This window comes from Paraburkholderia sp. BL6665CI2N2 (assembly GCF_004366535.1).
GTDB lineage: Bacteria > Pseudomonadota > Gammaproteobacteria > Burkholderiales > Burkholderiaceae > Paraburkholderia.
The window spans coordinates 3,750,868-3,777,280 of sequence record NZ_SORC01000001.1 but is presented as its reverse complement, the minus strand read 5'-3'; the positions used below and the strand labels follow the sequence as shown (position 1 = coordinate 3,777,280).

Sequence of the window (26,413 nt, the reverse complement as noted above, 5' to 3'; positions counted from 1 at the left end):
CGGCTATCTCTTTTTTTGTTCGGTGTTAATGCACGCGTCGAGTCCCTGCCTGAGAAGGTCCTGGGGCAACTGCCGACCAATAAAGACAATCTTTGTCTCCCGGGTTTCGTCGGATCGCCACGGCTTGCCGACGTCGGCGCCAAAGATCATATGGACGCCCTGAAAGATCATCCGGCACTCCACGCCAGCGAGATTCAACACGCCCTTGTAGCGCAGCATGGCGGCGCCATAGATCTGCACGATCGAGCCAAAGAACTCCTCGAGCCGGTCGGCATCGAGCGGGACTGTCGAGCGGTAAACAAAGGACGACACGTCATCATCATGTTCGTGGGACACGTCTTCAAGGAAATCCGGCTCAATCTCGAGGATTGCATCGAGATCGAAACTGCGGATATCAAGCAGCCTGCTGATATCAGTCCTTCCGAAATCTGAATGCTTGATGGGTGCACGCGCGTTCATCTGGCGAAGACGCGCGGTAATGGCCTCTGCATCGTCGGGCGTGACGAGATCGGTCTTCGACAAAAGGATACGGTCAGCGAAACCAACCTGTTCCTGCGCTTCGTGATGTTCGTCGAGCTGTGCATTACCATGCCTGGCGTCGACGACCGTAACGATCGCGTCGAGCAGGTAGTTCTCCTGCACTGTCTCGTCGACGAAGAATGTCTGGGCAACGGGAGCAGGGTCGGCGAGTCCGGTCGTCTCGATGATCACACGGTCGAAATCAAGCTCGCCTGTGCGACGACGTTCGGCAAGCGATCCCAGGATCCGCACAAGGTCGCCCCGCACCGTGCAGCAGATGCAGCCATTGTTCATCTCAACGATCTGCTCGTGGCCGTCCTGCACGAGCAGTTCATTGTCGATACCCGCTTCACCGAATTCGTTTTCGATCACAGCGACGCGTCCGCCATGATGCTCCGTCAGAACGCGGTTCAGCAGCGTGGTCTTGCCGCTGCCGAGGAACCCGGTAAGGATTGTCGTCGGGATACGGCCTTCATTTGAAGCAAGCCTGGTCATGATTGATTCCCTGTCAAATAAGGTTGCTCGGCCCTGCGGGGTTATAACGATCAGACCGCCTTCGCGCATCGTGACGTCCAGCGCGGAGAAGTGCGCGGCCTCGACTGCCGGGCAGCAAACGTGATGACTCTGCACGCCATGCCAGCCGCCACCGTCGTCGACGATGGACGGGAAAGAGCGCGGCCGGGCATCAGGTGAGCGGACCTGTAGCCTTCAACAGGCTAGCGCTTCAGCGCGGCCGATAATGCGTCGAGTTGCGAACCCATCCAGTGCTGGAAATCTTTCCCAGGGGGTAAAGTCTCGGTCACGCTGATGGCTGGTACGTGCGAGTTGCTCGCGAGCTTCAGCATGTGCCGGGTCATTGCACTGCTCGCCTGGCTGTTGTAGATCAGGACGTATACACGGCGAGCGGTCAAATCCGTCTCAAATGACGCAATATCCGCCGCACTCGGCTCTGTATCGTTCATCGTTGCAAGCTGGAAGCGCTCGTTGCGCATGTCCAGACCGATTGCACTGGCCATGTAACCGAAAACCGGCTCCGTCGCTGTCACCGGCACGTGCTCATAGTGCGCTTTAAGGGCAGCGACCTTGTCGTCGACCGGTTTGAGCGAGCTGAGAAAGCGGTCCAGGCGAGCATCGTAGTCACCTTTATGCGCCGGATCGGTGGCTGCCAGATATGCATTCACCGCCTTCGCGACGGCGGGCATCGTCTTCGGGTCGTACCAGAGATGCGGGTTATCACCGGACTTTCGTCCCGTGAGTTGTGCCGCGACAATTGTCGCGCGGTCCGACCTTTTCGAGGCCGCCAGCAGCTTTTCCATCCACGGGTCGTAGTCGGCGCCGTTGTACACAACGAGCGCCGCATTCTGCAGCGCCCGCGCCGTCTTCGGACTGGCTTCAAACAGATGCGGATCCTGGTCTGGATTGCTCAGGATGCTGGTGACCTGCACGTGGTCGCCGCCGAGCTGCCTTACCACGTCACCGTAAAAATTCTCTGCCGCCACGACCGGGACAGGTACCGACGGTGCCGCTGCCATCGTTTGGCCGCAGACGCCGAGTGCAAGTGCAAGTGCAAGCGCGACTGGGTACACCACCTTAACAAGCCTGTTCATGAATTTCCTTACTCATAGATGTAAACGGATGCCGACTTTTTGGCAGAATCACTTTTCGGCGGCCGACTCGGATCGTTGCCGTCACGTCAGCCGCGCAGTGCGCGCAGCAGGAAAAGATGTTCGACCGCTGCATCAATCACGTTAAGGCTGCATTCGACGGAGCGAACCTATGCCTCGATTGCATCGCTGTCCGTGCGGTCGCTTTCCGTCGCGGTTTGCGTCGGCCAGGCAGGAAACGGATCGTCATATTTTTCCCATGCATGCGGACCCACGCCCATCTCGGCATCCGTCAAAAGACACGCATCGAACCCTGCGCGCAGCGCAGCTTCGTCGATGCCGGTGCCGATGACGACCAGTTCCTGCTGGCGGTCGCCAAATGGCGCCGACCAGCGCTCCGAGATCATCGCGCGGCTTTCAGCATCCTCAGGCCAACGGCTTTGACGTACCGCGGCCCACCATCTGCCGGCCAGACCGTGTCGGGAAATCGCTCCGGCCTGAGACCAGGTCCCGACGAGGTCGTTGCGCGATGCGAGCCAGAAATAACCTTTCGAACGTACTACACCCGGCCACTCCATCTTTATCCAGTTCCAGAACCGCGCTGGATGAAAAGGCCTGCGCGCCCGATATGCAAAGCTCGTGATACCGTATTCATCACTTTCGGGGATTCGTTCGCCGCGCATCTCCCTGAGCCATCCGGGTGCCTGCGACGCAGCGTCGAAGTCAAAGCAGCCGGTCCCCATCACGGTTTCAAGCGGTACCTGACCAAACGACGAGATGACGATTTCCGCGCGAGTATTGAGGCCGCGCAGTACGCCCTTCAGTTGCGTCAGCTTCTCCGGCTGGACGAGATCCGCCTTGTTGAGAAGGATCACGTCGGCAAATTCGATCTGCTCGGTAATGAGATCCACGACGGTGCGCCCGTCCTCATCACCCATCGTTTCGCCCCGGTCACGCAGGTGGTCGTGTGAGCTGTAGTCGCGCACAAAGTTGTACGCGTCGACGACGGTGACCATGGTGTCCAGTTGCGCCACGTCGGAGAGGCTAAGGCCGCTCTCATCACGGAACGTGAACGTCTCGGCAACCGGTAGCGGTTCCGATATACCCGTCGACTCAATCAACAGATAGTCGAACCGTCCTTCCGCTGCCAGCCTCCTTATCTCGACCAGCAGGTCTTCCCGCAGGGTGCAGCAGATGCAGCCGTTGCTCATTTCCACCAGCCGCTCCTCGGAGCGCGAGAGCTGCGCGCCACCTTCGCGTATCAGGCGAGCATCAATGTTCACCTCGGACATGTCGTTGACGATGACGGCAACGCGTCTGCCCTCCCGGTTATTGAGCACGTGATTGAGCAGGGTTGTCTTGCCGGCGCCGAGAAATCCCGAAAGGACCGTGACAGGAAGTTTGTTCATAACGGATCGCGCTAGTGGGTTTATAGTTATGTTATAACATTACACATGTGTGATGTTGATTTTTTTACTTCCAGATATACCGCTAATGCGACATTCGCGACCATCGACAGCCGGCAGGCCCACTCCCGCGAAGCCCTCGCGGTTCACGCCTCTGCGACAGTTGGTGCTGGGGCTTCTGAATGCGCGCGGAGGATCTGCAACAGCCTATGAGCTACTCGAAGATTTACACCGGCAGCGTCCGCATGCCGCGCCACCTACCGTTTATCGCGCATTGCAGTTTCTGATCAGGGAAGGCCTGGTCAGTCATGTCTCGACGACAAGCACCTTCCGGCTGACTGAACAGAACGGCGGCCGCCACGAGATCCTCGCCGTCTGCACCCGCTGCCATTCCGTGCGCGCACTGCATGACGCAACGCTCGAGCAGGTCCTGCTCGGTGCCGCACAGACTGCTCACTTCCGCGTGGACGGACAGCAAACCGAGATCAAGGGCGTCTGCGAGGACTGCGCGGCGCTCGCGACGGATCGTACCGTCGGCAAAAAGTAACGGTATGTTTCAATCTGTTGCGTAATAATATAACATTGCATTCGATGTGCAAGGTTTATCGCCGCGACCCGCATGAGTTGCCATCACGGCAGCACGGCCCGCTCGCCTTTGCCCACGCCTAGGAGTTCGTCGCCCGAGCAGCAACTACCTGCTGCGGTGAGGTTTCTGATTCGTAGACCTAACAAATACCTGACAAGATGAGACATCGTCACCGCCTCGCCCACGCCGCGCTATGGTCATTCGCGCTTGCCGCCCGCGCTCACGCCGCCCCGGCCGACGCTTCGGTCGGCGGCACCATCGCCGACAGCGCAGGCCAACCCGTTGGCAACGCCACGGTCACTCTTCAGGATTCAGCGGGCGCGTCTGTCGGGGAGGGAGACACTGACGCGATCGGGCATTTCACAGTCGGGCACGTCGCGCCTGGAACTTATGCTGTTGTTGTTTCCGCCCCCGGATTTACCAGCGGAAGCAGCGTTGCCACTACCAGTCCGGGGCAGGAAAGCTCTGTGTCGATTGCACCTTCAAAAAGCGATACGCTCGATGTGCAGGTTAATGCGCAGCGGCTGAACCGGGCACGCAACGACCTGTTGCCTGAAACGGGCAGCAGCGTCTACCGCTTCAGCCAGAGCGACATCAACAACCTGCCGGCAGGGCAGGACACGCCGCTCAACCAGGTCCTTTTGCAGGCGCCCGGGGTTGCCAGCGACTCCTACGGCCAATTGCACGTGCGCGGCGATCACGCAAACCTGCAGTACCGGATTAACGGTGTCATCATTCCCGAGCCGATCAGCGGGTTTGGGCAGTCACTCGACAGCCGCATCATCGACCAGCTGAATTTTCTGACGGGCGCGCTTCCTGCCCAGTATGGCTATCGCACAGCGGGCATTGTCGATATCAGGACCAAATCGGGCGATACCGGTAATGGCGGTTCCATTGATGTGTTTGGCGGCAGCCATCAGACCATCAAGACGAGCGGTGACGTATTCGGCAGTCAGGGGCCTTTCAGCTACTATTTCAGCGGCTCGCTCGGCGAGAACAATCTGGGTATCGAAAACCCGACGTCGAGCGCCAGTGCGATACACGATCACACGCGTCAGGGCGACGCTTTCGGTTACATGTCGTACATCATCAATCCGCTCACGCGCGTGAGTGTGATGTTCGGTACGACCAGCAATCAGTTTGAAATTCCCAATACGCCAGGCCTGCCCACTGCATTTACGCTGAACGGCAACACGAGCTTCGATTCGAGCCAGCTCAATGAAACCCAGTCAGAACTCAACCAGTTTGCCGTAGTAGCGCTGCAGGGAACCAACGGGGCGGCACTGGACTATCAACTTGCCGTTTTCACCCGCTATTCACGCACCCAGTTCAACCCCGACCCGGTCGGCGACCTGCTGTTTAACGGTGTCGCGGCAAGCGATTTTCACAGCGATCGGGCGAATGGGGTTCAACTGGACACAACCTACCGGCTAAACGAAAAGCACACGATCCGCGCGGGCATCTTTTTCCAGCAGGAACACGCAATCTTTGACAACAGTCTCGCTGTCTTTCCGGTTGACGCCGAGGGCAACCAGTCGTCCGATCAGCCGGTTACCATTCCCGACTCCAGCAGCAAAACCGGCTACCTGTATAGCGCCTATGTGCAGGATGAGTGGAAGCTCACCGACAGGCTCACCATTAACTATGGCTTGCGCTACGACAAGATGGACCAGTACGTCAGCGCGAGCCAGGTGAGCCCGCGCGTCGGGTTGGTGTACGCGCTAACGCCGTCCACCACCGTTCACGCGGGTTACGCGCGCTACTTCACGCCGCCCGCGTTCGAACTCGTAGCCGACTCCGACATCGCGCGGTTTGCGGGGACCACAGCCCAGGTGTCCGGACAGAACGATCCGGTTCAACCCGAGCGTAGCCACTACTTCGACCTGGGCGTCATCCAGCGGCTGACGCCGTCGCTGACCGTCGGGCTTGACGCCTACTACAAGAAGTCGACCAATCTGCTCGACGAAGGCCAGTTTGGCACCGCGCTAATCTTTACCCCCTTCAACTATCAGTACGGCCGGACCTATGGTGTCGAGTTCACGGCCAATTACAAGCAGGATAACGTTTCCGCCTATCTGAATCTCGCGTTCAGCCGCGCACAGGGCAAGAATATCAATTCCGCGCAGTTCAATTTCGGCGCCGACGAACTCGCGTTCATCAGTGACCACTACGTATTTCTCGATCACGATCAACGCGTGACCGCGTCATTTGGCGGCACGTACGAACTCGGCCGTACCACGTTCACGTTTGACGGACTGGTTGGAAGTGGCCTGCGCAGCGGCTTTGCCAATACCGATCGTCTGCCGGTTTACGCACAGGTCAACCTTGGCGTGATCCAGCACTTCAACGTCAACAATCCCCTGATTGGCAAATTCGACGCGCGACTGCTTCTCGTGAATGCGTTCAACCGCGTGTACGAGCTGCGCGACGGCTCTGGCATTGGAGTGGGCGCTCCGCAATACGGACCTCACATCGCGCTGTACGCGGGTATTTCCAAAAAGTTTTGACGCCTGACCAAAGGATGCCGGAATGAAAGACTGGATGAATCTTATGGACGCCGTGCAGCTTGGCGGGTGGGTCATCTACCCGCTCAGCCTGCTTGCGATCGTGGCGATCGCGATTGTGGTTGACCGATCATATGTCTTTACGCGTTTCGCCCGCCGGCCCGGCGCAAGTCTGTGCGCCCCGGTTACCGCCGACGCGTCGCCCGGCGCAATCGTTGAGGCATTTGATTCGCTGCCGGCGGAGCATGTTTTCCGACGCCTGAGCGAGCCGCTTGCGCGCCAGCCGTCTGTGCCTGTCTGGTATCGCGAGGCGAAGACCGAAGTGATCGCCTCAGCGATCGAGCGGGATATGAGCAGGGGCTTCTGGGTACTCGAAACGATCGTGACCGCTGCGCCACTGCTAGGGTTGCTGGGTACGATCGTGGGCATGATGCATTCGTTCCAGCTCTTCGGCGCAAGCGGTCTGGTCAATCCGGGCGGCGTCACCGGCGGCGTCGCCCAGTCACTGGTGGCGACAGCGGTTGGCCTGGTCGTCGCATTGTTCTCGCTGTTCGCCTTCAACTACTTTTCCCGGCGCCTCGAGCGGCTGATGGACGAACTCGAAGCGTTCGCAAATGAACGCCTTAGCGGGATCCGCCTCGCTTCCGAAACGGGCGGTAATACGCCGTGAAGTTTCGTCGCTCCCGTGCCGCGAAGCGCGGCCGCATCGAAATCATTCCGATGATCGATGTGATGTTTTTCCTGCTCGCTACGTTCATGCTGACATCGCTCGCCATGCAACGGCTGGACGCCGTGAAGGTCAACCTGCCATCGGGTCATGCGCAACAGATGGCGGTGGAGGGTCCACCCACTTTGACGGTCGACCGCGGCAACGGGATTTTTGTCAACCGCGAACCGGTTCGGCTCGATCAGGTGGAGCCTGCCATAAGGCGCGCACTGCGCCCAGACCATGACGTCATTGTCGCCGCCGATGATGCAGCGGGGCACGGCGTTGTCGTGCGGGCAATGCTGGCGGCCCGACGCGCCGGCGCGGAACATTTTCTCGTTGCAGTTCATCGTGAGTAGACTTTCGCGACTCCGCATCGAGGCGTGTGACAACCGGAAAGTCAGGCTCACGATTGCCGCGGCGCTGGGTGCATTTGCATGGGGATTTTTTCTTGTAGTGCTCGGACGCTGCCTGGATCCGGGACCGGCACGCGAGCGGGTGCTGCAGCAGCCGTTGGAGGTGAGCGTCGTTGACGTACCAGAGCCCGGTCCAACGCCGCCCATGGTCAGAACACGCTCATCACAGGCGAGCACTGAGCCGCACACGGTCGCCCCACCAAAACAACCGTCACTCAAACCAGCACATACCCCCACGCTGCCAGTTCGCACGCCGATGCCTGCTGCGAAGGCACCGCTGACGACGCACGCCCCGGAATCCGCGCCGGTTGCGAAGCCCGAGACCGGTTCGCCGGCACAGACGGCGACCGCGGCGCTATCATCGCCGTCGCCTGCCATCGGTTCGCCAGGCACTCAGGAGACATCTGCGGGTTCGCCTACCGGCAACTCGCCCGCGCGGGCAATCGCGCAGCCGCTGCCCCCGGTGCCCGACGAATTGCGGGAGCAGGCCTACCAGACGGTCGCCACAGCCCGCCTCGTCATCCATACGGACGGATCTGTCGCGGTCGAACTTATCAAGCCTACGCAGTACCCGCGTCTCAATCAGATAGTTCTCGAGACCTTGCGAAGCTGGCGTTTTTTTCCCGCAATGCAAGACGGACACCCGGTTGAAACCCGGCAAGACATTCGCGTGCACTTTAACGTGAGTTGATGCACAGCGGCTCTCCGGCAGTAGCGCGAGATGACCGGCTTCGAGGCCGACAGGGGTCGGTGTACGCAGCAGGCGACTCTGCTATGCGAACGGCCGAAAGAGCACGGTGAACGGCCATAGCGAGGTGAATGGGCGAACGTCGGGTCCGGCCGAGTTGGGCTCGTTTGTCCGCGTTCATCGAGCGGCCGCGGGGGAGGGGAGAGTCTGTTTGTGATGCTGATGGGCCCGTGGCATTTCGCACAGAACATGTCGCAGCATTTCACGACGAAGCTTAAGGGCCGAGCTGTAAGATAGTCGCCGACGTTGATCGAAATGTCAGGAGCTATGAGACTGCGGTCGTGACGAGATAAAGGCACGCGTTGCCGAGATCGCCAAGCCGATGCAGCAGCTCGTCAGCGATCCCTTGCGACGCACGGTGTGGGCCGTGCGGCATAGTGGTGGAGGTCAAAAGGAAAAACTTGGCCCGTGTGTGGTGCCAGTCTATCGGGAAGGGAAAGATGCCAGGCGTGTGGTGAGTACGTTTCCAGGGGCTCGAACTTTCATGTACTCGAAAACGTACTCATTCGACGTCGCCTTATGGTGGGACACGAACATCTTCCAGGGACCTCCAAAAACAAAAAGCCCGCCAAAGCGGGCTTTTTCACGGACATCGTCCAGCAACTAATCCGGATCTATTTTTATGGTACCCAGGAGAGGACTCGAATATGCTGTTTAAGTGCTTGATTTTAAATTAAAAAATTATTTTATTTGCGGTGCATATACGTATATGTATACGCAAAACTATTGGATTCCACAGGACGCTGTTCCATGGCGGATGGTGTCGAATTCCGTGACGCCGGGCAGGCTCTTCAGGCTGGGGAGCTTTGTTCCTTCCATGGGGTGCAGGTGGTCAGAGGTTCAAATCCTCTCGCCCCGACCAATAGATATAAGGCTCTCATGGCTTCGGCTCTGAGAGCCTTTTTCGTTTGGGGTGATTTTGCCCCCACGTTTGCCCCCACAGGACGGACGGCTCTCCCGGGAACAAAGCGGAATTTTGGGTCGCGTCGAGGGGCCGGCGCGCATTCGCTTCTCACGAGATTGAGACTCGTATATCAATGCGCGAACTGTGCTCGCGACAACCTGTTTACTGGTAACGCAGTCCCATTTCTGACGGCTCGGGGGCTGCCAGCGGTCCAACTGTAGGGCGGCGGAGCAGCAGTTCATTCGCTCAGGAAAACCAGGAATGCGCGTTGGATACTAGTACGGCCTATCGATAACAGCCTGAGGGAATCTCTATGAGGACACTGCAAGGTGGTGGATCGCTGCTCAGATCGAAACATCGATTAGGCTCCTATAGGTTTATCACTCCGCAGAGCGCAGCGCTGTTCGATCACTCCCTCTCCGCCAGAAGCGGCGGCAAACCCCGCAGAGTCTGGGCCTAGCCGCATTTTGTTTTTGCGCGATCCACACAACGACATCAAGTCATAGCCGGATTCCGGCGGACCTTCTTGTATGTCGGTCCAATGCATGGACCGAACTTATGTCCAGTCGCCGACAAGACGTTGATGACGTGTGCTTTATTAGCCACCATCGCCAACTCCAACGCAGCGACGACGCCGTACAACTCGCCCTTAATGTTGACGTCGACCATGCGATCGCACTCCCCTACGTGCAAGCGTTCAAGCGTCGAGCGAGCGAGGCGTGAGTTTCGTATAGTTGAGCATGACGTCGATGCGGGCATGCGTCTTGATGGCGTGGTCCACGAGGCGTTAAGCCTAGTGGTGGTGGGGTTGTCGTCCCTCAATCTCACGGAGTGGCTTGTCTCTAGTCTTCGTCGTACTGTGGGATCCCGGCCAACGGTTGCGCAGAGGATGCGGGCGGCATATCTCGTCGCATGGAATTCAACGCCAAGGCGCCCGCCGTTGAGCAAGTGACCGACACCGCGCCCGCCAAGAATCCTGGCCCAATTCCCGCATGTCCGGTCAGCAAGCCAAGAAGCGGCTTGTCACGCCAAGCGTCGTGTCGAAGTACGGGGTGGACGCACCACACGCCGACCCGCAGGTCGAAGTGCTCTATGTCGACGGGCACTCCACGCAGGAACGCGGGTTGCCAGAGCATGATGTCGTGTTGGTGGCGGCGTGCGCACTGGACGAGAATACTGCAGCTCTTGACCTGATCGCCTCCTTATTACACACGACAACAAAGCGCGTGCTCAACCTGCCCGAAGGTATCGCGCATACGACGTGCGAAGCGGCCTACGCGCTGCTGGGAGGCTCTCGGGGCATTTGTATGGCGCCAACGACACGCGTTTCGCGTGCTCAAATTCTGGATCTGCTTGCAGGTCGTTCCAACAACCTCTTCGTGCCGGACGCGCATTATCCGCTCATCATCCGCCCGGTCGGATCGCATGCCGGCGAAGGGTTGGAGCGCGTTTCGTCCGCCGCGGAACTTGTCGATTACGTGGATCGCTCGGCTGCCGCCGAGTTTTACATCGCGCCCTTCATCGACTACAGCAGTGCCGACGGTCTGTTCCGAAAATACCGGATCGTGATGATCGGAATGACGCCGTTTTTGTGTCATATGGGCATTTCGGCGCACTGGATGGTTCACTACCCATACGCGGAAATGATCGAGCATCCTGAACGTCGGGCCGAGGAGGAGCGTCTGATGGCCAATTTCGACACCACCTTTGCGGTGCGCCATCGCGAAGCTTTGCGCGCTGTAGTCGAGCTGACAGGTCTGGACTACGTCGGATTCGACTGTTCCGAAACAGAGGACGGGAGACTGCTTATTTTCGAAATCGTGACAGCTATGGTCGTCCACGATATGGACGACGCGGCCTTGTTTCCGTACAAACTTCCGCAAATGCGCCGCGTGTTCAGAGCATTTCATCAAATGCTGCTCGCCGCGCGCACGGCTTGGAATCCCGCCACCATCACACAGGAATATCGATCAGAATGAATTCCAATGTGTTGAATTTTTCAGGTGGTCCTGGCGCGCTGCCAGAAACGGTGCTGGAGCAGACTCGTACCGCTATTGTCGCTTTGCCGGAGACGGGCATTTCCGTGCTTGGTATGAGTCACCGTTCGGACTGGTTCCGTTCGATCTTGACCGAAGCGGAAATGAATCTGCGGCAGTTGCTCGGAATCTCGGACGAATACGCCGTCACTTTCCTGCAGGGAGGCAGCAGCCTGCAATTCGCCATGATTCCGATGAACTTTGCGACGCCTGCGTATGCGCCGCCCGAATATGTGACGTCCGGCTATTGGAGCGGCAGGGCTACCGCCGAGGCCGCAAAGGTGGCGACCAGAAAAGTCGCTTGGGACGGCCGCGAAACGGGCTATCGACAACTCCCCGAACTTCAGGATCTGGATATCGATCCGTCGGCCGCGTATTTGCACTACGTGTCAAATGAGACGGTTGAGGGTCTGCAGTTTCCGCTCAGGGAGAATGCAACGAATGTTCCGCTCATCGCGGACATGTCCTCGGACTTTTTGTCGAGGCCGTTTCGTTCAGATCAGTACGCGATGATGTACGCACATGCACAGAAGAACTTGGGTCCGGCCGGCGTGACTGTGGCGGTGATTCGGCGCGAACTGCTTGAGCGGATTCCGGACGGGATGCCGGCTATTCTGGATTTTCGCACGCATATTTCGCACGGCTCGAACTTTAATACGCCGCCTGTGTTTGCGATCTAAGTGCTGAACCTGGTGTCGCGCTGGCTGCGCACGGAAGTTGGGGGGCTGGAAGCAATGCAGGCGATCAACATGCGAAAGGCGCAGTGCCTATATGGCGCGCTCGACGTAATGCAAGGGGCGGCCTCCATTCATTCGGCACCTCGCTGGCGCTCGCAGATGAACGTCTCATTCACGTTCGGTGATGCCCGGCTCGACGATGCGTTTGTCGCCATAGCTGGTGAACGAGGCATGGTCGGTCTCGAAGGACATCGTTCGATCGGCGGGTTAAGAGCGTCGCTCTACAACGCGGTGACGGAAAATGCCGTAAAAAGTCTCGCCGACGCGTTGCTGGAGTTCGCCCGGCGACGGGTTTGAGCACAAGCGAACTAATCGTTCGTGGCAATTCGCGAAAGTTGTCGCTTCTAAAATCAGCTCCCGCTCAGCTGCAGCCACCTGCTTATCGCGGTTGTGGTGCAAAAAATTGGATCGGGGGCGAGCGAAGTGTGTGCCACCCCGTCGCTCATGGCGCAAGCACGGCACTCCAGATTGCAGACGGAGTTTGGTCTTTGATGCGCAGGCGACCGATGGCAAACTGGTTCTTGCGAATGCGATGCACGAGTTCGACACCGGCCAGCGTGATGGCCGCGCAGTCGAAGTTCTTGAACCCCAACATGGGGCCAATCCGCGACTTGACGCCGCGATGATCCTGCTCGATCAGATTGTTCAAATACTTCGACGAGCGGCGCTTCGTGTTGCGCCACGCCGGATTTTCGCCGGGCAGTTCGCGCACTGCCCGATGTGACGCCGCGTAGCCATGGAGCGTGATGCTGGTGGGAGCCCGGCCCTGGGTTCTGAGCGCCTTGCGCAGGAAGGCTTTAGCCGCCGCCACGTCACGTTTCGGACTGAGCCTGAAGTCGACCGTATTGCTATCGCGATCAAGGGCGCGGTACAGGTAGACCCACCGCCCGCGCACCTTCACGTACGTCTCGTCGACGCGCCACGAGCGGCCGGTTTTGCGCGCATAACGGGCCCAACGCTTCTCGAATTCCGGCACATGGCGTTGGACCCAGCGCATGATGGTCGTATGTGCGACGTGCAGTCCGCGTTCCACCATCATTTCGACGAGGTCCCGATACGAGAGCTTGTAGCGGCAATACCAGCGCACACAGAGAATGATGAGTTCGCGTTCAACGTGCCGACCTTTGAACAGTTCGTCCAGATCCCGGAGCTTCTTCGCCATCCTGCATCACCGCCGCTAAAGCCTCTACTTTAGCTCACCACGAATTCGCACCAGAACCCTGGAATTCAAGCGTTGGCCCCTTGGGCGCCCAAAACCGGCGCAAGCCTATCCTGCCATCCCAATCGCATTACCGTTTTTTTGTCACGCATTTCGTGGTTTTCCGCGAGGTCTACCCTTTGAGTCTGCGAGTCATGCGTGCGATTCCGTTTGTCTCCTGCTGAAAATCCGCAAGTATATGGGGTCCATGCTGACCACTACGTTGGGCGAGGTCGCGAGATTGACGCGATGAGTCTGTTCACTGCGGGACTGCAGTTCGCGAGGCCCCTGTGACGAGTTTGTTCGGAGTAGTACCAGGCGTCGCATCGAAGTGCGCTCCGAGTCTGAGCGGTTGCCACTCCGTGTATGCAATCTCACGTGTGTCAGTCTGTGACGTGCGCATAACGAGTCTGTAGCTGTGCCGAACAAAGTCTGTTCGTAGCGACGCTCAGTTGCGTCAGGCACCCTGTAACGGTTGGGCCTCCGGAGATTGCGGTTCCGTGACGTGAGTAATGATAGGTTGTGCGTCTCCATGCGGTAGTCTGTCGAGTCTCCCGTCCGATTCTGCGGCACTGACCCTTCAAGTCTGTTGCTCGCCCGAAACATCGAAAAAATATTTTCTGTTCCGAGAGCGTCCAATGTCCTCCGGGGACATCCGGTTGTCCAGAGTCATCGTCACGAGGGGGATTGACGCGTCGATTCCCGATTCGCATGATGGTCCCGAAGGCGGCGTACGGGAGCGAATCGTGCCGGTTGCAAAGAACTATACGCGGGAGCAGTGGGATGAGTTTGTCCGCGCACTGGATGCATTGCCGGAGAAGCCTCGGAACGAGCAACGCGTCAGTGTCAGCGATGCGATGAAGGAAATCCGCGCGCATATCGCTGCGACGCAGGTGAAGGGTTATACGCTCGAAGAGATCGTCCAGGAGGCTGGGCGCAAAGGGCTCGACGTCAGCATTGGCGCCGTCAAATATGCGCTGTATCGTCCAGCGCCTTCCGATACAGCCACCGAAGCAACCGGCCCACGGGAAAGGCACGCAGGGAATTCATCGGCGGGTCGAAAGAAAACCGCAAAGCGGATGGGCAACGCGCATGGCGATGCGGGACAGCAACGGGGGAGGGGCGTAAATCAGCCCGGAGCGATGCAGGGTCAGGACACGTTTGCGTTTGAGATCCGGCCTGATATTGATAATCTCTAGGAGGTCGAGCATGGACGTGATGGAACCCATTTATCTGGTCGGCGGTAGCAAGGGCGGTGTCGGGAAAAGCATGGTCACCCTCGCGCTGGCCGATTACCTGCAGCGGCATGATATCCACGCCATGCTGCTCGAAACCGATACGTCGAATCCGGATGTCATGAAAGCGCTTCGGGATGACATGAAGTGTTCCGCCTATGACCTCGATGACGCGGATGGATGGATCGGGTTCGTCAACTTCTGTGCTGAGCATCGTGGGGCAGCCGTCATTGTCAACACGGCGGCGCGCAATCAGACGGGCGTGACACGATACGGCGGAACGCTGGCCCGCACGCTCGCAGAACTCGGGCGACAGCTTGTCGTTTTCTGGGTGATCAACCGGCAGCGCGACAGTCTGGAACTGTTGCACATCTTCGGGCAGACGTTCCCGGATACGGTGACGCATGTGGTTCGTAACGGTTACTTCGGCAAACCCGACAAGTTCACGCTGTATCAGGAATTGCAGCTTCGCCGGTCGATCGAGATGAAGGGCCGGTCTCTGGATTTCCCCGATCTGGCGGATCGCGTCGCGGACGAACTGCGTAGTCAGCGTATCTCGATCCGCAAGGCGGCAGAGACCATGCACATCGGGCAGCGCGCCGAGCTCTTTCGCTGGAGGGAACTGTGCGATGCGATGTTCGCGCAGGTCATCGACGTTGACCGCACGGTTCATGAGCAATAGGCAGTCGAGGTCGGTCGACCCGCTCGTCCGCCTGTTTCATGAAGTCTCGGGCGATGTTCCGGACGAGGCCAGCCTTGCCCGCATGCGCCGGGTGTCAGGTGCTCTGAACCTGCATGACAATGACGCGCTATGGTCGGTGATTGCTGTACTCGAATACTACGCGCGCCTGTATGAAGCCATGCCGGACCGAGTCCGGTGGGCCGGTGAGGGTAGTTTCGAAGCCGCGCGCCGGGAGGTCGGCGGCGCAACCGATGCGTTAATGCAGCAGCATCGGGAAGCGCTCGAGCGGTGCAAGACGACGATCCAGCTTGCGGAAAACCTGATCCAGGAACATGAGGCCCGTTATCGGACAGCGCTGGCAAGCCTGAATGAGGCTGCATTAACCGGCTTGATCGGGCGCATGTCGAATCAGATCGCGCGTGTGGCGGGTAACCGGCTGATCGGCGCGGCGGCGGTGTCGGCGCGCGAGCAGGGCGAACGGCTCGGCAGCACGCTTGCCGCATTCGAGCGGGCGGTGGATGCGTCGGCGGCGCGCGTTGAGGCGATGGCGACCCGAATGGAACAAAAGTTTGCGCGCTCGATAGGTCGCCTGTTGCTGCTGGGCGGTGCCGTTCTCTGCCTGTTAGCGATTGCCGGTGGCGTTGCAGATTTGCAGATGGGACGGTATGTGACGGGCCCGGACTGTCGTGCGGTGCAATTGCACCAGGCAGACGGCAGGCCCTGAAGGGCACTGTCGTCTGCTGTGCCGTGTCTGCGGCTCAGGGGCAGAAGTTACTCGGCGCTCGGGTTAGCTTGCGCCGCGTTCAGCTTCGCGGCAGTCGGGAAGGGCCACGGCGGCTGTGCGGTGTGGGGACCGGCAGGCGCTTCAGCGTCGCGAGGTGTGTTGTTGAATTCGTTCTCGCCGTTACAGGAATTCGATCCGGAGTCGGCGTCCTCGTTGTCGGATATCTCCCCGCCGTCCTCTTCGCCAGCGGCGTCGTCCTCGTCATCCTTCCGGATAGCCCACGAGGGAGTGGCCGGAATCTCGCGGTCTGTGAGAATTTCCGGGACCCATGCGATTTGGGCAAGGCGCAGTTCTGCGGCGGCAGCGGCGTCGGCCTTCTTCATCTTCGCGATATCGGCGGCCGCCTTCGGCGATACGGCTGCGGACACGACTTCCGCAATGCGCGCCTTGCTGACGTGATCAAAATACGTGGCGCGGGTCGGCGTCCAGTACCGGGTCATGTCGGGGTTCAGCGCATCCGTGAGCGCGTTGATTGCATGCGGCGATTCCTCGCCTTCTATGCCGTCGAGCAGCGTGCCGGTGCAGAACGCGAGGAGGTCGAGCAAGGTCGTTCCGGGGTCCTGGCGGATCAGCCACGGGAGCAGATCAGGGCGTTTCTCCGGCAGTTCTGCAAGCCATCGCGCGCGTTGGGTTTCGATGGCGTTCCATGCGGGGCTGGTGGGCAAGTCGTCGGCCGCGTGCAGCAGACTGTCGTGGTTGTTCCTGCCGGACAGCGTCAGATAATCGCGCAGGGTCGTAAAGGCAAAGCGCCCGGGCAGCGCTTGCGGGATCAGGTGTTGCAGCAGGGCCGCGAGTGCAACGGCGGGCTGCGTGACCAGTTCCGCATGGATGGCGGCGGTGCGGTGCGCGGTCAGCCGCTGGCAGAGCCTCGCGCTGTGGAGAGGCTTCACCTTCGGAATCTCTGGCCCTGTTGTGTCGAGGGCTTCGGCTTCGGGCGTACCGGAAATGGTCGCGCCTGCCGCGTCGAGTGCCGCCGTGTTGTCCCGTCGCGCGAGGCCGCGCTCGATGACCAGTTCACCCTGTGGACCGACGATCACGTACGCGCCAGCCTCAGCCATCTGTGACGCCTCCCAGATCATGGCGCGGCTTTCGAGCGCCATGATTTCGGTGTTGATCCGCCCCATTTCGTCGTCGAGGCGTTCAGCTTCCCCTTAGGCGTTTTCGTCGTCCTCCGAGAGGGCTTCGAGGCTGTCGGCCAGTTCGTCGTGGTGCGCCGTGAGCGCGTCGACTTCGCGCTGTTCCTCGTCGGTGTACGGGCGCTGGACGGGTTGCAATCTGCCGAAGCGGTTCAGTTCCAGCACGTCGCGATCAATACGCGTTTCGACCCAGCCCCAGCCCTCGGCGCGGACTTCCTCGGCGGCGGCGTCGAGCTTCGCGGCGACGAGGCGCTGCAGCAGATCGGCGTCGGCAATGTAGCCCGCGTTTTCCTCGTCACTAAAGAGGTCCCGCCGGATATATCCGCCCGCTGCCTCGTAGGCGTCGAGGCCAGCGAAACGCACGAGGCGGCTGCGGTTCGCGTCGATTTCCGCGCGCGTAATCGCCTGCCGCAGATAGTGCGGTTGACGCTGCCACTCGTTTGCCTCGAACCAGAGGCGCTCCTGGGTGCCATGGTCGTCCGCCAGAGCGAGCGCGGCAAGCTGGTCGAGCGTGATCGCGTCCTCGCGCAGCAGCGCGAGCAGTCTGGGCGACACGCTGGCGAGCTTCATGCGCCGCCTAACGGTGATGGGCGAAGCGGAAAAAAGTGCGGCGATGTAATCGACGCTGCGGCCTTCCTCGGCCAGCATCCGGTAGGCACGCAGCACATCGAAGGGATCGAGTCCTTCGCGTTCACTGTTCTCGATCAGTGAAATGGCGAGCGCTTCGCCCTCGCTGACGACCCGCACAGGCACCGGATAGTCGGCGTTGATGTGCTTCTGCTGGAACAGCAGATCGAGCGCAGCTTCCCGGCGCTGGCCCGCGCAAACACCATATTTGAGGTGTTTCCCACGCGACCCCTTGATTTCATGGACGACGAGGTTCTGCAGCAACCCTTTCGCGCGGATGTTGGCGGCCAGTCCGGGGATACCGAAGAGGGGTTTCGTGCGGGCGTTCAGGGGCGAGCGGCGCAGGCTGGAATACGGCACGGTCAGGACCGGCTGCTCGTTGCCGAAATTGGTTTCGAGTGCGGTGGTGGATTCGACGGTGTCAACGGAAGCGGTGACAGTTTCAACAGTTTGGTTTTGCACGATGGACTCCAGAACATTGGAAAGAAGGTTCCGGGCCAGTGCTGTTTGAATGCGCCAAGACGTGACCCGGAGAGCGTTGTGGCGCAAAGGCTGGGAACGGGGCGGCGCGGGTGCGCCGCCCCGGGGGCGTCAAGCCTTCAGTTGGCGCATGGCATCCGCGAGCATCCAGAGGGCACGGTTGAGCTTCACGTTCTGGTCGATGCCGGTGATGGGGCGCGTGGACATCGCGCGTCCCGAGCGCGATCGTCCGTGCAGGCCGCCCTTCGTGAGGTTTTCCTGCACGCGGTTAAAGACGGTCCAGAGGTCATCGCGGCGATCCTCGAAGCGACGCGGGGCAAGCAACTGGCCCTCGGTAATGGGCGCGGGCGCTTCGGCATCGGTCGGGTCGTAACGCAATGCGAGTGCGGAGCGGGCGAACGCCTGTTGTTCGTCGCGGTCGAGCGTCGCGGCGCGCATGCCTTCCTTCTGCTCGCGGATCAGGTCGAAGCCGTCGAGCACGTCGAATGCGCCATTGATCACGTTCTGGATCACGTTGCCTTCGTGTGGCACCCGGATATCGGCGATGTTCTCGCCCGCGACCATGCCGTTCTGGCAGACAAACCGGAATGTCCCTGCCAGCATCTGGTAGCTGCTCGTGCCGTCATGCGAGTTCAGTAGCACGATTTCATCGGCTTCCTCGCCGGTGATCTGGTCGGTATGGCGAAGCCGGAGCATGTGTTTGGTGAATTCGCGCTTGCCCTGATCGCGCACGCGAGTCTGGCAGATCATGAACGGCTGGAAACCTTCATTGCGCAGGCCGCGCAGCACGTCGATGGTGGGAATGTAGGTGTAGCGTTCGGAACGGCTGTCGTGTTTGCCATCCGAGAAGATGGACGGTGCCACGCGGCGGATCTGGTCGTCCGAGAGGGGCGAGTCAGCGCGCAGCATCGGGGAGCCGTAATGGAAAGAGGAAGCGAGTTGCATGGCAATCTCCACAGTCAAGGTTAAGGACCTGAACCGGGCGAGGGGAGGTGCCTTGCCGTTGCGACTGGACACTTCCCGGTGGAACTCGGGGTTGGCTTTGCTGCCGCCTGACTCCCGGGTTCCCGCCCGTGCGACTTGAGGAGCCGGTAGCGGGCAGGCGTCAAGGAAAAAGGCGAGGGAGGGGTGCGGGCAACACGGTCTCTCGCCCCTTGATGCCTGCCCGCTATCGGCTACGGTCGCGGGTCAAGGGCGGGAACCCGGGAGTCGGGTGCATGCCATGCCGCGGGTTGACCGGACACACGTGCCGAGCATGACGCGCCGCAGGAGAAGGCGACGGGGTCGGGGTTACTGCGGGAGGGATTGATTGCGCCAACGGGAGACGACGCCGCTCGACGTATATCGAGAATGCCCGGTTGCGGCGCGAAAGCCTCTGAAGGCGTTGGGTCAATGGGGGCTGGCTACGTTCAGGACGTGCGCCGCGAAAATCGGTGACGGGGGAACGCTTAGGACGATCCGAACTTGTAAGCCAGGCACTTGCGAGCCCCGGATATCGACCGGCGCCGAACAAAGCCCAAGAGATGCTGCTGAAGCGCACCCGAAGCTGGACGGCTCCTCGTCGGCCATTGCCGACGCTCAGCTATCGTCCCTCATCGGGCGGCAGCACGGCGCTAACCGGCCGTTCGCCCGAGCCGGCTCCGGAGCACCGACTCTCGCACCGGCGGACGCGTACTTACGACCCCCTCGACGGTCCTTCAGATTTCCCAGTTCCGGCCGTTAAATAAAGGTGGCGATCATCCCGGCTATGCTCCGGATCCCGCAAGAGCAGCCTGAGCACATTCACTTTGTCGCAGGCAGCGCCAAATGTTTGGCTTGGCAAATAGAAAAACTGACCAGGGAAAACAGTCATGATGTTGAGTCGAATCGCTATCTATAGCCTCGCCGCATCCGTTCTCACCGGATGCGTGGTAGGCCGCACAACTGTCGACGTCTCGGCGCCGCAAGGCACCAATCCTGCGACGGGGAAGTACGTGCGAATTGAATCAGTCCAGGACAAACGCACCTTCACCGTCAAGCCCCCGAGCGCCGACATGGCGTCGCTCGATCCCGATGAAGATTCTAGCGATGCGTCGAAAGCTCGCGCGATCGGTCGCAAGAGAAACGGTTATGGCAAGGCACTCGGCGATGTGGTGCTCCCTGAAGGCAAGACGGTCTCCGGGCTCGTTGAAAGTGCATTGGCTAAAGGCTTTCAGGAGGCAGGGTACATCGTCGTGAAGCAGGGGGATCCCAACTTTGCCGCCGCCTCTCCGGTAAATGCACAAATAGTCGATTTCTGGGCTTGGTTCCAGCCCGGCTTCTGGTCAGTTAAAACTAACCAGAAGTCAGAAGTGAAGTTGTCAGGCGATGTCGGTGCTCTTCATGGTGCTCAGGCCGTCAAGACTCACGTTAGCGAATCCAAGCAAGTTGTGGTTCCCAGCGACTGGCAGGAGATCGTGGAAGAAGGCCTGTCGGCGATTGTCCTGCGGACAAAGGATCTGGTAAGCGGGAACTAATTAATTGATTCGCTCGAGGAGTGAGCCACATCGCTCGTCGCAGAGACGACGGAAGCGTCTGGCTTGCCCGTGCAGAAATCGCAATTGGAATCTTGATCCGCAGATTGATGACATCGCAACTGCTTGACGGCGAGAACGCTTGGGCCAAACGACGACACGCACGGCCGAAAGCGCGAATAGCGCGTGGTCTCGTCTCATCCTGAAATCCGAGTCGCCGTGGGGTCGGCGAATAGCTCCACGTTTAAGGTTTTGAATTTTCCCCTGACCCCTGATAGCCGCCGACGCGAAAAACGACAGCTACCACCGAGTGCCCCATCCCTGCCAAGGCTGCAGCGTCGCGGCCCATGCAGGCCCCCGCATCGAGGATGCACGCACGTACCTTCGGTATCAGTTGCAGAGCCGGCCAGTGACGGTCTCCGAACGAGATTTAGCATTCGTTAGCCAAGGCCGCGGCGTACTCGGCATAACCTTCGGCTGTCGGAACGTCGATCGACATTGGATGAGCATCGGTTCTCTAACCGGCCGATTGTCGACGATCCAGGTCGATGTGTCGAATGGCGGTTCGGCCGTGAACGCCAGTTCAATGAAGGCGGTGTAGAGCAGCCGTTGAAACCTTCGACTGCTGCTCGAGGGCAACGTCTGTGAACGAGTACAGTCGGCCACAAAGCGTCATTCGCTCGTCCTGTCGATCGGTCGTTCAGACGTCGGCTTCACTTTGCTTCCGGTCATCCGATTGGCGAAGATGACCATTCCTTCATCGGCAAAATGCCGACATTGGGCCGGATCGGGTGCGACGTCAGCAACGTAGGCCAAACGCTTTCCTGACGCAAAAGGCCAGACGGAGGGTGGTAGTGCGGTCGCCCAACAACCAGCTAGCTCTGTTCGGCTATCGCGTCTCGCACTGAAAAGTTGAAAATCGGTCCGAAGTCAGGAAGGCGCCGGCGTTCCGGGAGCGGGCTGAGAACTACCTTGCCAAGGTGCTCATCGAGTCTTCTTCAATGGCAGGAGCATGAGCATGGGATTGCGATTTTGATCGCTCGTCGCGTTGCTGAGTTCGCATAGCCAGGTTTTTTCACCGTTGCTTCGGCGTAAATGGGCGAGTGCAACCTCCCTGCCGCGATTCTGCGAAGTCCCATAGGGATGGCGACGCAGGTTCAGGGCTTTTGTTCCGCGATTAGACGCGGGACCTAACAGCGGTAAAATGGTGTCAAGTGACGTCAGACTATTCGCCATTCAGCATTGCTCAAAGAGTCAGACATGAAGCGCGCACCCAAAGCGGAAAAGTCCATCCCGATCGGCGCGCTCAAATCGTTGCCAGCTGTCTTGCGCGAGCATGGTGCGGACCCGTGGGCGCTTCTCGAGTCCTTCGGCGTGACAAACGAAGCGTTAGCTTCGCCACTTAGCCCCTTGTCGACAGTCTCACACGGCCGCATTCTCGAATCGGCAGCGAAGCTAATTGACTGCGAACACCTCGGCCTTCTACTGGGACAAAGAGCGACACTCGACAACGCAGGGCCCCTGCGCTTTCTGGTACTAAACGCACCCACGGTGCGCGAGGCCGTCGAAAGCCTGATCCGCTTTTGCGGTGTCTGGTATCGCGGGCTGCATGTCAGCATGACGGAAGATGAAGGCTACGCCTGTATGTCACTGTCGATCGACGGCGGCATTCCGGGCGCGCGTCATCTGCTTACCGCGTATCTCGCGGCGAACGTGAGAATTCTGGAATTGATTCTCGGTCGCACGTGGCGGCCCACACTGGTGCGGATCGCGTATCGGAAGCCAAAGGCCAGCGCGCTGTACGAACAGTATTTTCAAGCGCCTGTATGGTTCGGCCAGGCGCACTACGAGGTGTTGTTTCCACAGTCCTTGCTCGATCAGCCGAGGTCGAGTCACGACCAGCAGCTTGGGCACTTCCTGCATCAGCACATGACCGAGTTGGAGGCGCGCCAGACCGACGACTTCAGCGCGCGGGTCAGGCAGGTGATCGAAACGCTTCTACCGACCGGATGCACATCGCAGAAAGTCGCGGAATTTTTTGCAATCCACCGTTTCACGCTTTATCGCCATCTCGACGAACAGCATACGAGTTACGAGAAATTGCTGGAAGACGTCAGACGCAATCTGGCGAATCAGTTGCTGTCGCAGACCGACCTTCAGATTGCCGGCATTGCGACGCGGCTCGGCTACGAGAGCCAGGGCAACTTCACGCGCGCGTTCAAACGATGGAATGGACGAACACCGACTGAATTGCGCAGAAACGCGGCCCGACTAAAAGTGACCAATATGCAGGATGAGAAGTGACATGATGGGTTTCCAGGGAAGCGCCGGCTTCTGCGGCCGCTAAAGAGAAATCTAACGCTGACAGCCACAAACCTAGATGAAAGACAACTGGCGATACGCCCGATCGGTTTTCGGGCGAACCGCCGTCAAGTGGTTTCGCACAAAGCCGTTCGGTGAGCTGTTGCAGGAGTCACGTGCGTCGCCAGGCATGAAGCTTCGCGTAACAGGTCTGTGGCGATGAGAAGGTCAAGGGAAGGCGATGCCCCCTCTCGTCGTTCTGTTTAACCCGGAGAATGGCATTCAGGATGCGACGAACGTCTCGTCGGGGTCGGTCACGTGGTTGGCCAGGCGCGGCGAATAGATGTTTCACTCGCTCCCAGGCGGCATCTGAAAGAGGTCATTTCGATCAATGACTCGGACTGCTGCATGATAAGCCCGGTCTTCAGACCCGGGCTCCGTTCACAGGAAATGCCACAGACCGGCATCCGTCGAGGCGAACGCCAGCCTGCGTCTGTTTAGAAGTTGTGCCGCATCCCTATCATGGCTGCAGTCGTCCCCATACCTGGCGCAGCAGGTTGCCCGTAGGTGATGGTTTGCGTCATGTCCCCGTGGTTGTTGACCCAACCGACCTGCGCATACAACACACTGGCCTTTGACAGGTTGTATTCCGCCCCAGCTGCGATCTGCAGTGATTTGTTCGCTGAAGTGTTTTTGTCTTTGATGTAGTAGAGACCACCGGTGATCTGGAAGTCGGGGGCGAAGCGATACCCCAATCCGAACGAGTACAGATCGAGGTCGACCAGATTCCTGTGCGCGGGATTCGATCCATTGCTATACGAACCGGAGATCGAGAACCCTTCGTACTTATAGAGCGCGCCCAGATACCAATAGCGGTTGTTGTTGAGTCCGGTCGGAACAGTGGTCGGGCCGGGGTTGGTATCGTGGCCGTTGTAGTAAAGTGCAGAAAGTCGTAGCCCGTAACCCGAATACTTCAGCACGGCCGACTCGCGCGTATTGCCCTGCGGTTGCCCCGCTACGCCGCCGAGCGCATATTCGAGTTCGGTGCTCACTCCGTGGAAGACCGGCGACCGATAGACCAGCGCGTTACTGTCATATAGCGCGCCAATCGGACCATTTGTGCTTGTACCTGGCCAGCCTGCTGCCGTGTTCAACCCGAGCCACCCGCTCAGAATACTGCCGAAATACTGCGATGCGCGGACATCGGTCTCCGCCATCGCATAGATCATCGGAGCGATCTGGCGGCCCGCGTTGATGGAACCAAAAGGACCACTGACACCCACCGTCGCAATCTGGTTAAAGAACCCTGGCACGCCCGCCGTATCTGACAGTCCGAGCTTGCCAGTACCCGTATCGAGCACACCCTGCAATCTGAAATTGACGGCGTAACCGCCGCCGATGTCCTCTACGCCTTTCAGCCCCCAAAAACTCGAATAGATGCCCGCGTCCTTATACCGATAGATCTTGCCGAGATCTTTTGCTGTAGGGCTAAACGATGCTGCCGAGGTACTTTGATACAGCAGGCCGCCGTCAACCGAACCGTACAACGTGACCGACGATTGCGCGTGAGCCACAGCGCCAAATGCCATTGCTGCTAACGCGACCATCAACTTCAGTTTCATGCTGTCTCCTTTTTATGGTGCTTTGTTTGTGAACCCGAAACCGGTGTCTAGGCACGTATCGGCGCGAGCTGTTCGCGTAGAAGGTTTTTCTGCACCTTGCCGGTCGCGCCGAGAGGAATCGAATCGACGAAGACGACGTCGTCAGGCATCCACCATTTCGCGATCTTGCCGTCCATGAACGCCAACAGTGTTTCGCGCGACACGTGCGCGTCTGCTTTCCTCACGACGACCAGCAGTGGCCGCTCGTCCCACTTTGGATGTTTGACGCCAATGCAGGCGGCCGTTGCAACGGCTTCATGCGACATCGCCAGGTTTTCGATATCAATGGAACTGATCCATTCACCACCGGACTTGATCACGTCCTTGCTTCTGTCCGTGATCTGCATGAAACCTTGCGGGTCGATGCGGGCAACATCGCCGGTTGGAAACCAGCCGTCGATAAGCGGTGCCGTGCCTTCGTGACGAAAGTAGCCGGCCGCGACCCACGGGCCACGCACGAGCAGGTTCCCCACACTCTCGCCGTCCCATGCAAGCTCCTGGCCGTCATCGGTGACGAGCTTCATGTCAATACCGAATACCGCACGCCCCTGTTTGGCCTGCATCGCTTCGCGTTGCTGCGTGGGTTTCGTGCGTTGCGCACCGGTCAAACTGCATACCGTGCCGAGCGGACTCAGTTCAGTCATGCCCCACGCGTGCAGAACCTCCACGTCATAGCGATTCTGGAACCGCCGCAACATTGCCGGTGGACACGCTGCGCCGCCGACGACCGTGCGCCGCATGGTGGTGAATGCGAGGTCATGCTGATCAGCGCATGTCAGCAGGCTTTGCCATACAGTCGGCACACCGGCTGACAGCGTGACACCTTCGGATTCAATCAGGTTGTAAAGCGATTCGCCATCGAGTGCAGGTCCAGGAAACACCAGCTTCGCGCCGACCATGCAAGCGATGTACGGCAAGCCCCATGCGTTCACATGAAACATCGGAACGACTGGCAGAATCACGTCGCCCGACGAGCAGTTGAGCGCATCGGGCAGGGCAGCTGCGTAGGTGTGCAGCACCGTCGAGCGCTGGCTGTAGACAACGCCCTTGGGCATACCTGTGGTGCCGGACGTGTAGCACATCGACGCTGCCTGATTCTCGTCGAGCATGGGCCATGCAAAGTCGCCAGGCTGCGCGTCGAGCAGGTCCTCATAGCACTGCAGGTCCGTGATACTGGAATCCGGCATGTGATCACGGGTGGTCATCGCGACAAACGTCTTCAACGTGGTGCTTCGTTTAGCGACTTCCTCCACTAGCGGAAGAAAAGTCAGGTCGAAGAACAGCACGCGATCTTCCGCGTGATCGGCGATGTAGAGCAACTGGTCAGGATGCAGACGCGGATTCAATGTGTGCAGCACGGCGCCGGAGCCGGACGCGGCGAAATACAGTTCCATATGCCGATATCCGTTCCATGCGAGCGTAGCGACACGGTCGGGAGATCGGATGCCGAGTGCGGCAAGCGCGTTGGCAAGTTGTCTCGCACGCTGTGCCAACTGTCGAAAGGTCAATCGGTGCACATCGCCTTCGACGCGCCGCGAGACGATCTCCTGGTCGCCGTGATGGCGCTCCGCATGCACGAGCAACGAGGAAATGAGCAGTGGCATCTGCATCATCGAGCTATTCATTCCGTTTTCCTTGGACGTGGCGAGAG

18 protein-coding genes and 2 pseudogenes are annotated in these 26,413 nt (G+C 59.5%); 12 read left to right on the top strand and 8 right to left on the bottom strand.

The window, feature by feature from the left end:
• Positions 1-3: 3 nt before the first annotated feature.
• The 3 genes from B0G81_RS16855 to zigA form a co-directional block, all read right to left on the bottom strand.
• A complete protein-coding gene (locus B0G81_RS16855) occupies positions 4-1,014 on the bottom strand; it encodes a GTP-binding protein (RefSeq protein WP_134137725.1) in 1,011 nt (336 codons plus the stop codon).
• A gap of 221 nt (positions 1,015-1,235) precedes the next feature.
• Positions 1,236-2,051 carry a zinc ABC transporter substrate-binding protein gene (locus B0G81_RS16850; RefSeq protein WP_243856506.1) on the bottom strand — a complete coding sequence of 272 codons (816 nt, stop codon included), beginning with the start codon at positions 2,049-2,051 and terminating at the stop codon, positions 1,236-1,238.
• A gap of 242 nt (positions 2,052-2,293) precedes the next feature.
• The gene (zigA, locus tag B0G81_RS16845) at positions 2,294-3,532 is read right to left on the bottom strand and encodes a zinc metallochaperone GTPase ZigA (protein ID WP_106314948.1); all 1,239 of its coding nucleotides are present in this window, start codon (positions 3,530-3,532) and stop codon (positions 2,294-2,296) included.
• A gap of 52 nt (positions 3,533-3,584) precedes the next feature.
• Here zigA and B0G81_RS16840 point away from each other — a divergent pair, with 52 nt between their 5' ends.
• The 7 genes and pseudogenes from B0G81_RS16840 to serC all read left to right on the top strand — a co-directional run bounded on the left by B0G81_RS16840 (position 3,585) and on the right by serC (position 12,463).
• Positions 3,585-4,076, top strand: a complete 492-nt coding sequence (locus B0G81_RS16840; RefSeq protein WP_134137721.1) for a Fur family transcriptional regulator — start codon at positions 3,585-3,587, stop codon at positions 4,074-4,076.
• A 197-nt stretch (positions 4,077-4,273) separates the two neighbouring features.
• Positions 4,274-6,622, top strand: a complete 2,349-nt coding sequence (locus B0G81_RS16835; protein ID WP_134137719.1) for a TonB-dependent receptor — start codon at positions 4,274-4,276, stop codon at positions 6,620-6,622.
• 22 nt (positions 6,623-6,644) lie between these two features.
• Entirely contained in the window at positions 6,645-7,289 is a 645-nt protein-coding gene (locus tag B0G81_RS16830; RefSeq protein ID WP_116120350.1) for a MotA/TolQ/ExbB proton channel family protein, read from the top strand.
• Positions 7,286-7,684 carry a biopolymer transporter ExbD gene (locus B0G81_RS16825; protein WP_116120352.1) on the top strand — a complete coding sequence of 133 codons (399 nt, stop codon included), beginning with the start codon at positions 7,286-7,288 and terminating at the stop codon, positions 7,682-7,684. Before B0G81_RS16830 ends, B0G81_RS16825 begins: the two co-directional genes overlap by 4 nt.
• Complete coding sequence (locus tag B0G81_RS16820) at positions 7,665-8,432, top strand: energy transducer TonB (RefSeq protein WP_243856504.1); 768 nt, start codon at positions 7,665-7,667, stop codon at positions 8,430-8,432. Before B0G81_RS16825 ends, B0G81_RS16820 begins: the two co-directional genes overlap by 20 nt.
• Positions 8,433-10,385: 1,953 nt before the next feature.
• Positions 10,386-11,372 carry a RimK family alpha-L-glutamate ligase gene (locus B0G81_RS16815; protein ID WP_134137717.1) on the top strand — a complete coding sequence of 329 codons (987 nt, stop codon included), beginning with the start codon at positions 10,386-10,388 and terminating at the stop codon, positions 11,370-11,372.
• A pseudogene (serC, locus tag B0G81_RS16810) lies at positions 11,369-12,463 on the top strand (3-phosphoserine/phosphohydroxythreonine transaminase). Before B0G81_RS16815 ends, serC begins: the two are co-directional and overlap by 4 nt.
• A 145-nt stretch (positions 12,464-12,608) precedes the next feature.
• Here serC and B0G81_RS16805 read toward each other — a convergent pair.
• Positions 12,609-13,328, bottom strand: coding sequence for an IS6 family transposase (locus tag B0G81_RS16805; protein WP_134137715.1), 720 nt, complete (start codon positions 13,326-13,328; stop codon positions 12,609-12,611).
• 695 nt (positions 13,329-14,023) lie between these two features.
• Between B0G81_RS16805 and B0G81_RS16800 the strand changes: the two genes are divergently transcribed.
• Genes B0G81_RS16800 through B0G81_RS16790 form a run of 3 tightly spaced genes read left to right on the top strand, consistent with a single transcriptional unit; the run spans position 14,024 to position 16,005 of the window.
• Positions 14,024-14,563, top strand: coding sequence for a hypothetical protein (locus tag B0G81_RS16800; RefSeq protein ID WP_243856502.1), 540 nt, complete (start codon positions 14,024-14,026; stop codon positions 14,561-14,563).
• A 10-nt stretch (positions 14,564-14,573) separates the two neighbouring features.
• Positions 14,574-15,281, top strand: a complete 708-nt coding sequence (locus B0G81_RS16795) for a P-loop NTPase (RefSeq protein WP_134137713.1) — start codon at positions 14,574-14,576, stop codon at positions 15,279-15,281.
• On the top strand, positions 15,271-16,005 hold the full coding sequence (locus B0G81_RS16790) for a hypothetical protein (protein WP_134137711.1): 735 nt from the start codon (positions 15,271-15,273) through the stop codon (positions 16,003-16,005). Before B0G81_RS16795 ends, B0G81_RS16790 begins: the two co-directional genes overlap by 11 nt.
• A gap of 47 nt (positions 16,006-16,052) precedes the next feature.
• Here the strand turns inward: B0G81_RS16790 and B0G81_RS16785 are convergent.
• A pseudogene (locus B0G81_RS16785) lies at positions 16,053-18,290 on the bottom strand (ParB/Srx family N-terminal domain-containing protein).
• A 129-nt stretch (positions 18,291-18,419) separates the two neighbouring features.
• The gene (locus B0G81_RS16780) at positions 18,420-19,253 is read right to left on the bottom strand and encodes a DUF932 domain-containing protein (protein WP_134143146.1); all 834 of its coding nucleotides are present in this window, start codon (positions 19,251-19,253) and stop codon (positions 18,420-18,422) included.
• Between the two features lie 905 nt (positions 19,254-20,158).
• Here B0G81_RS16780 and B0G81_RS16775 point away from each other — a divergent pair.
• Complete coding sequence (locus B0G81_RS16775; protein WP_134137709.1) at positions 20,159-20,803, top strand: flagellar biosynthesis protein; 645 nt, start codon at positions 20,159-20,161, stop codon at positions 20,801-20,803.
• Between the two features lie 1,257 nt (positions 20,804-22,060).
• Entirely contained in the window at positions 22,061-23,104 is a 1,044-nt protein-coding gene (locus tag B0G81_RS16770; RefSeq protein ID WP_134137707.1) for an AraC family transcriptional regulator, read from the top strand.
• Positions 23,105-23,598: 494 nt separating this feature from the next.
• Here B0G81_RS16770 and B0G81_RS16760 read toward each other — a convergent pair whose 3' ends face one another.
• Positions 23,599-24,723: a porin gene (locus B0G81_RS16760; RefSeq protein ID WP_134137702.1), complete on the bottom strand. Its 1,125-nt coding sequence runs from the start codon at positions 24,721-24,723 to the stop codon at positions 23,599-23,601.
• A gap of 47 nt (positions 24,724-24,770) precedes the next feature.
• Positions 24,771-26,387, bottom strand: coding sequence for a 3-(methylthio)propionyl-CoA ligase (locus B0G81_RS16755; RefSeq protein WP_134137697.1), 1,617 nt, complete (start codon positions 26,385-26,387; stop codon positions 24,771-24,773).
• Positions 26,388-26,413 lie beyond the last annotated feature (26 nt).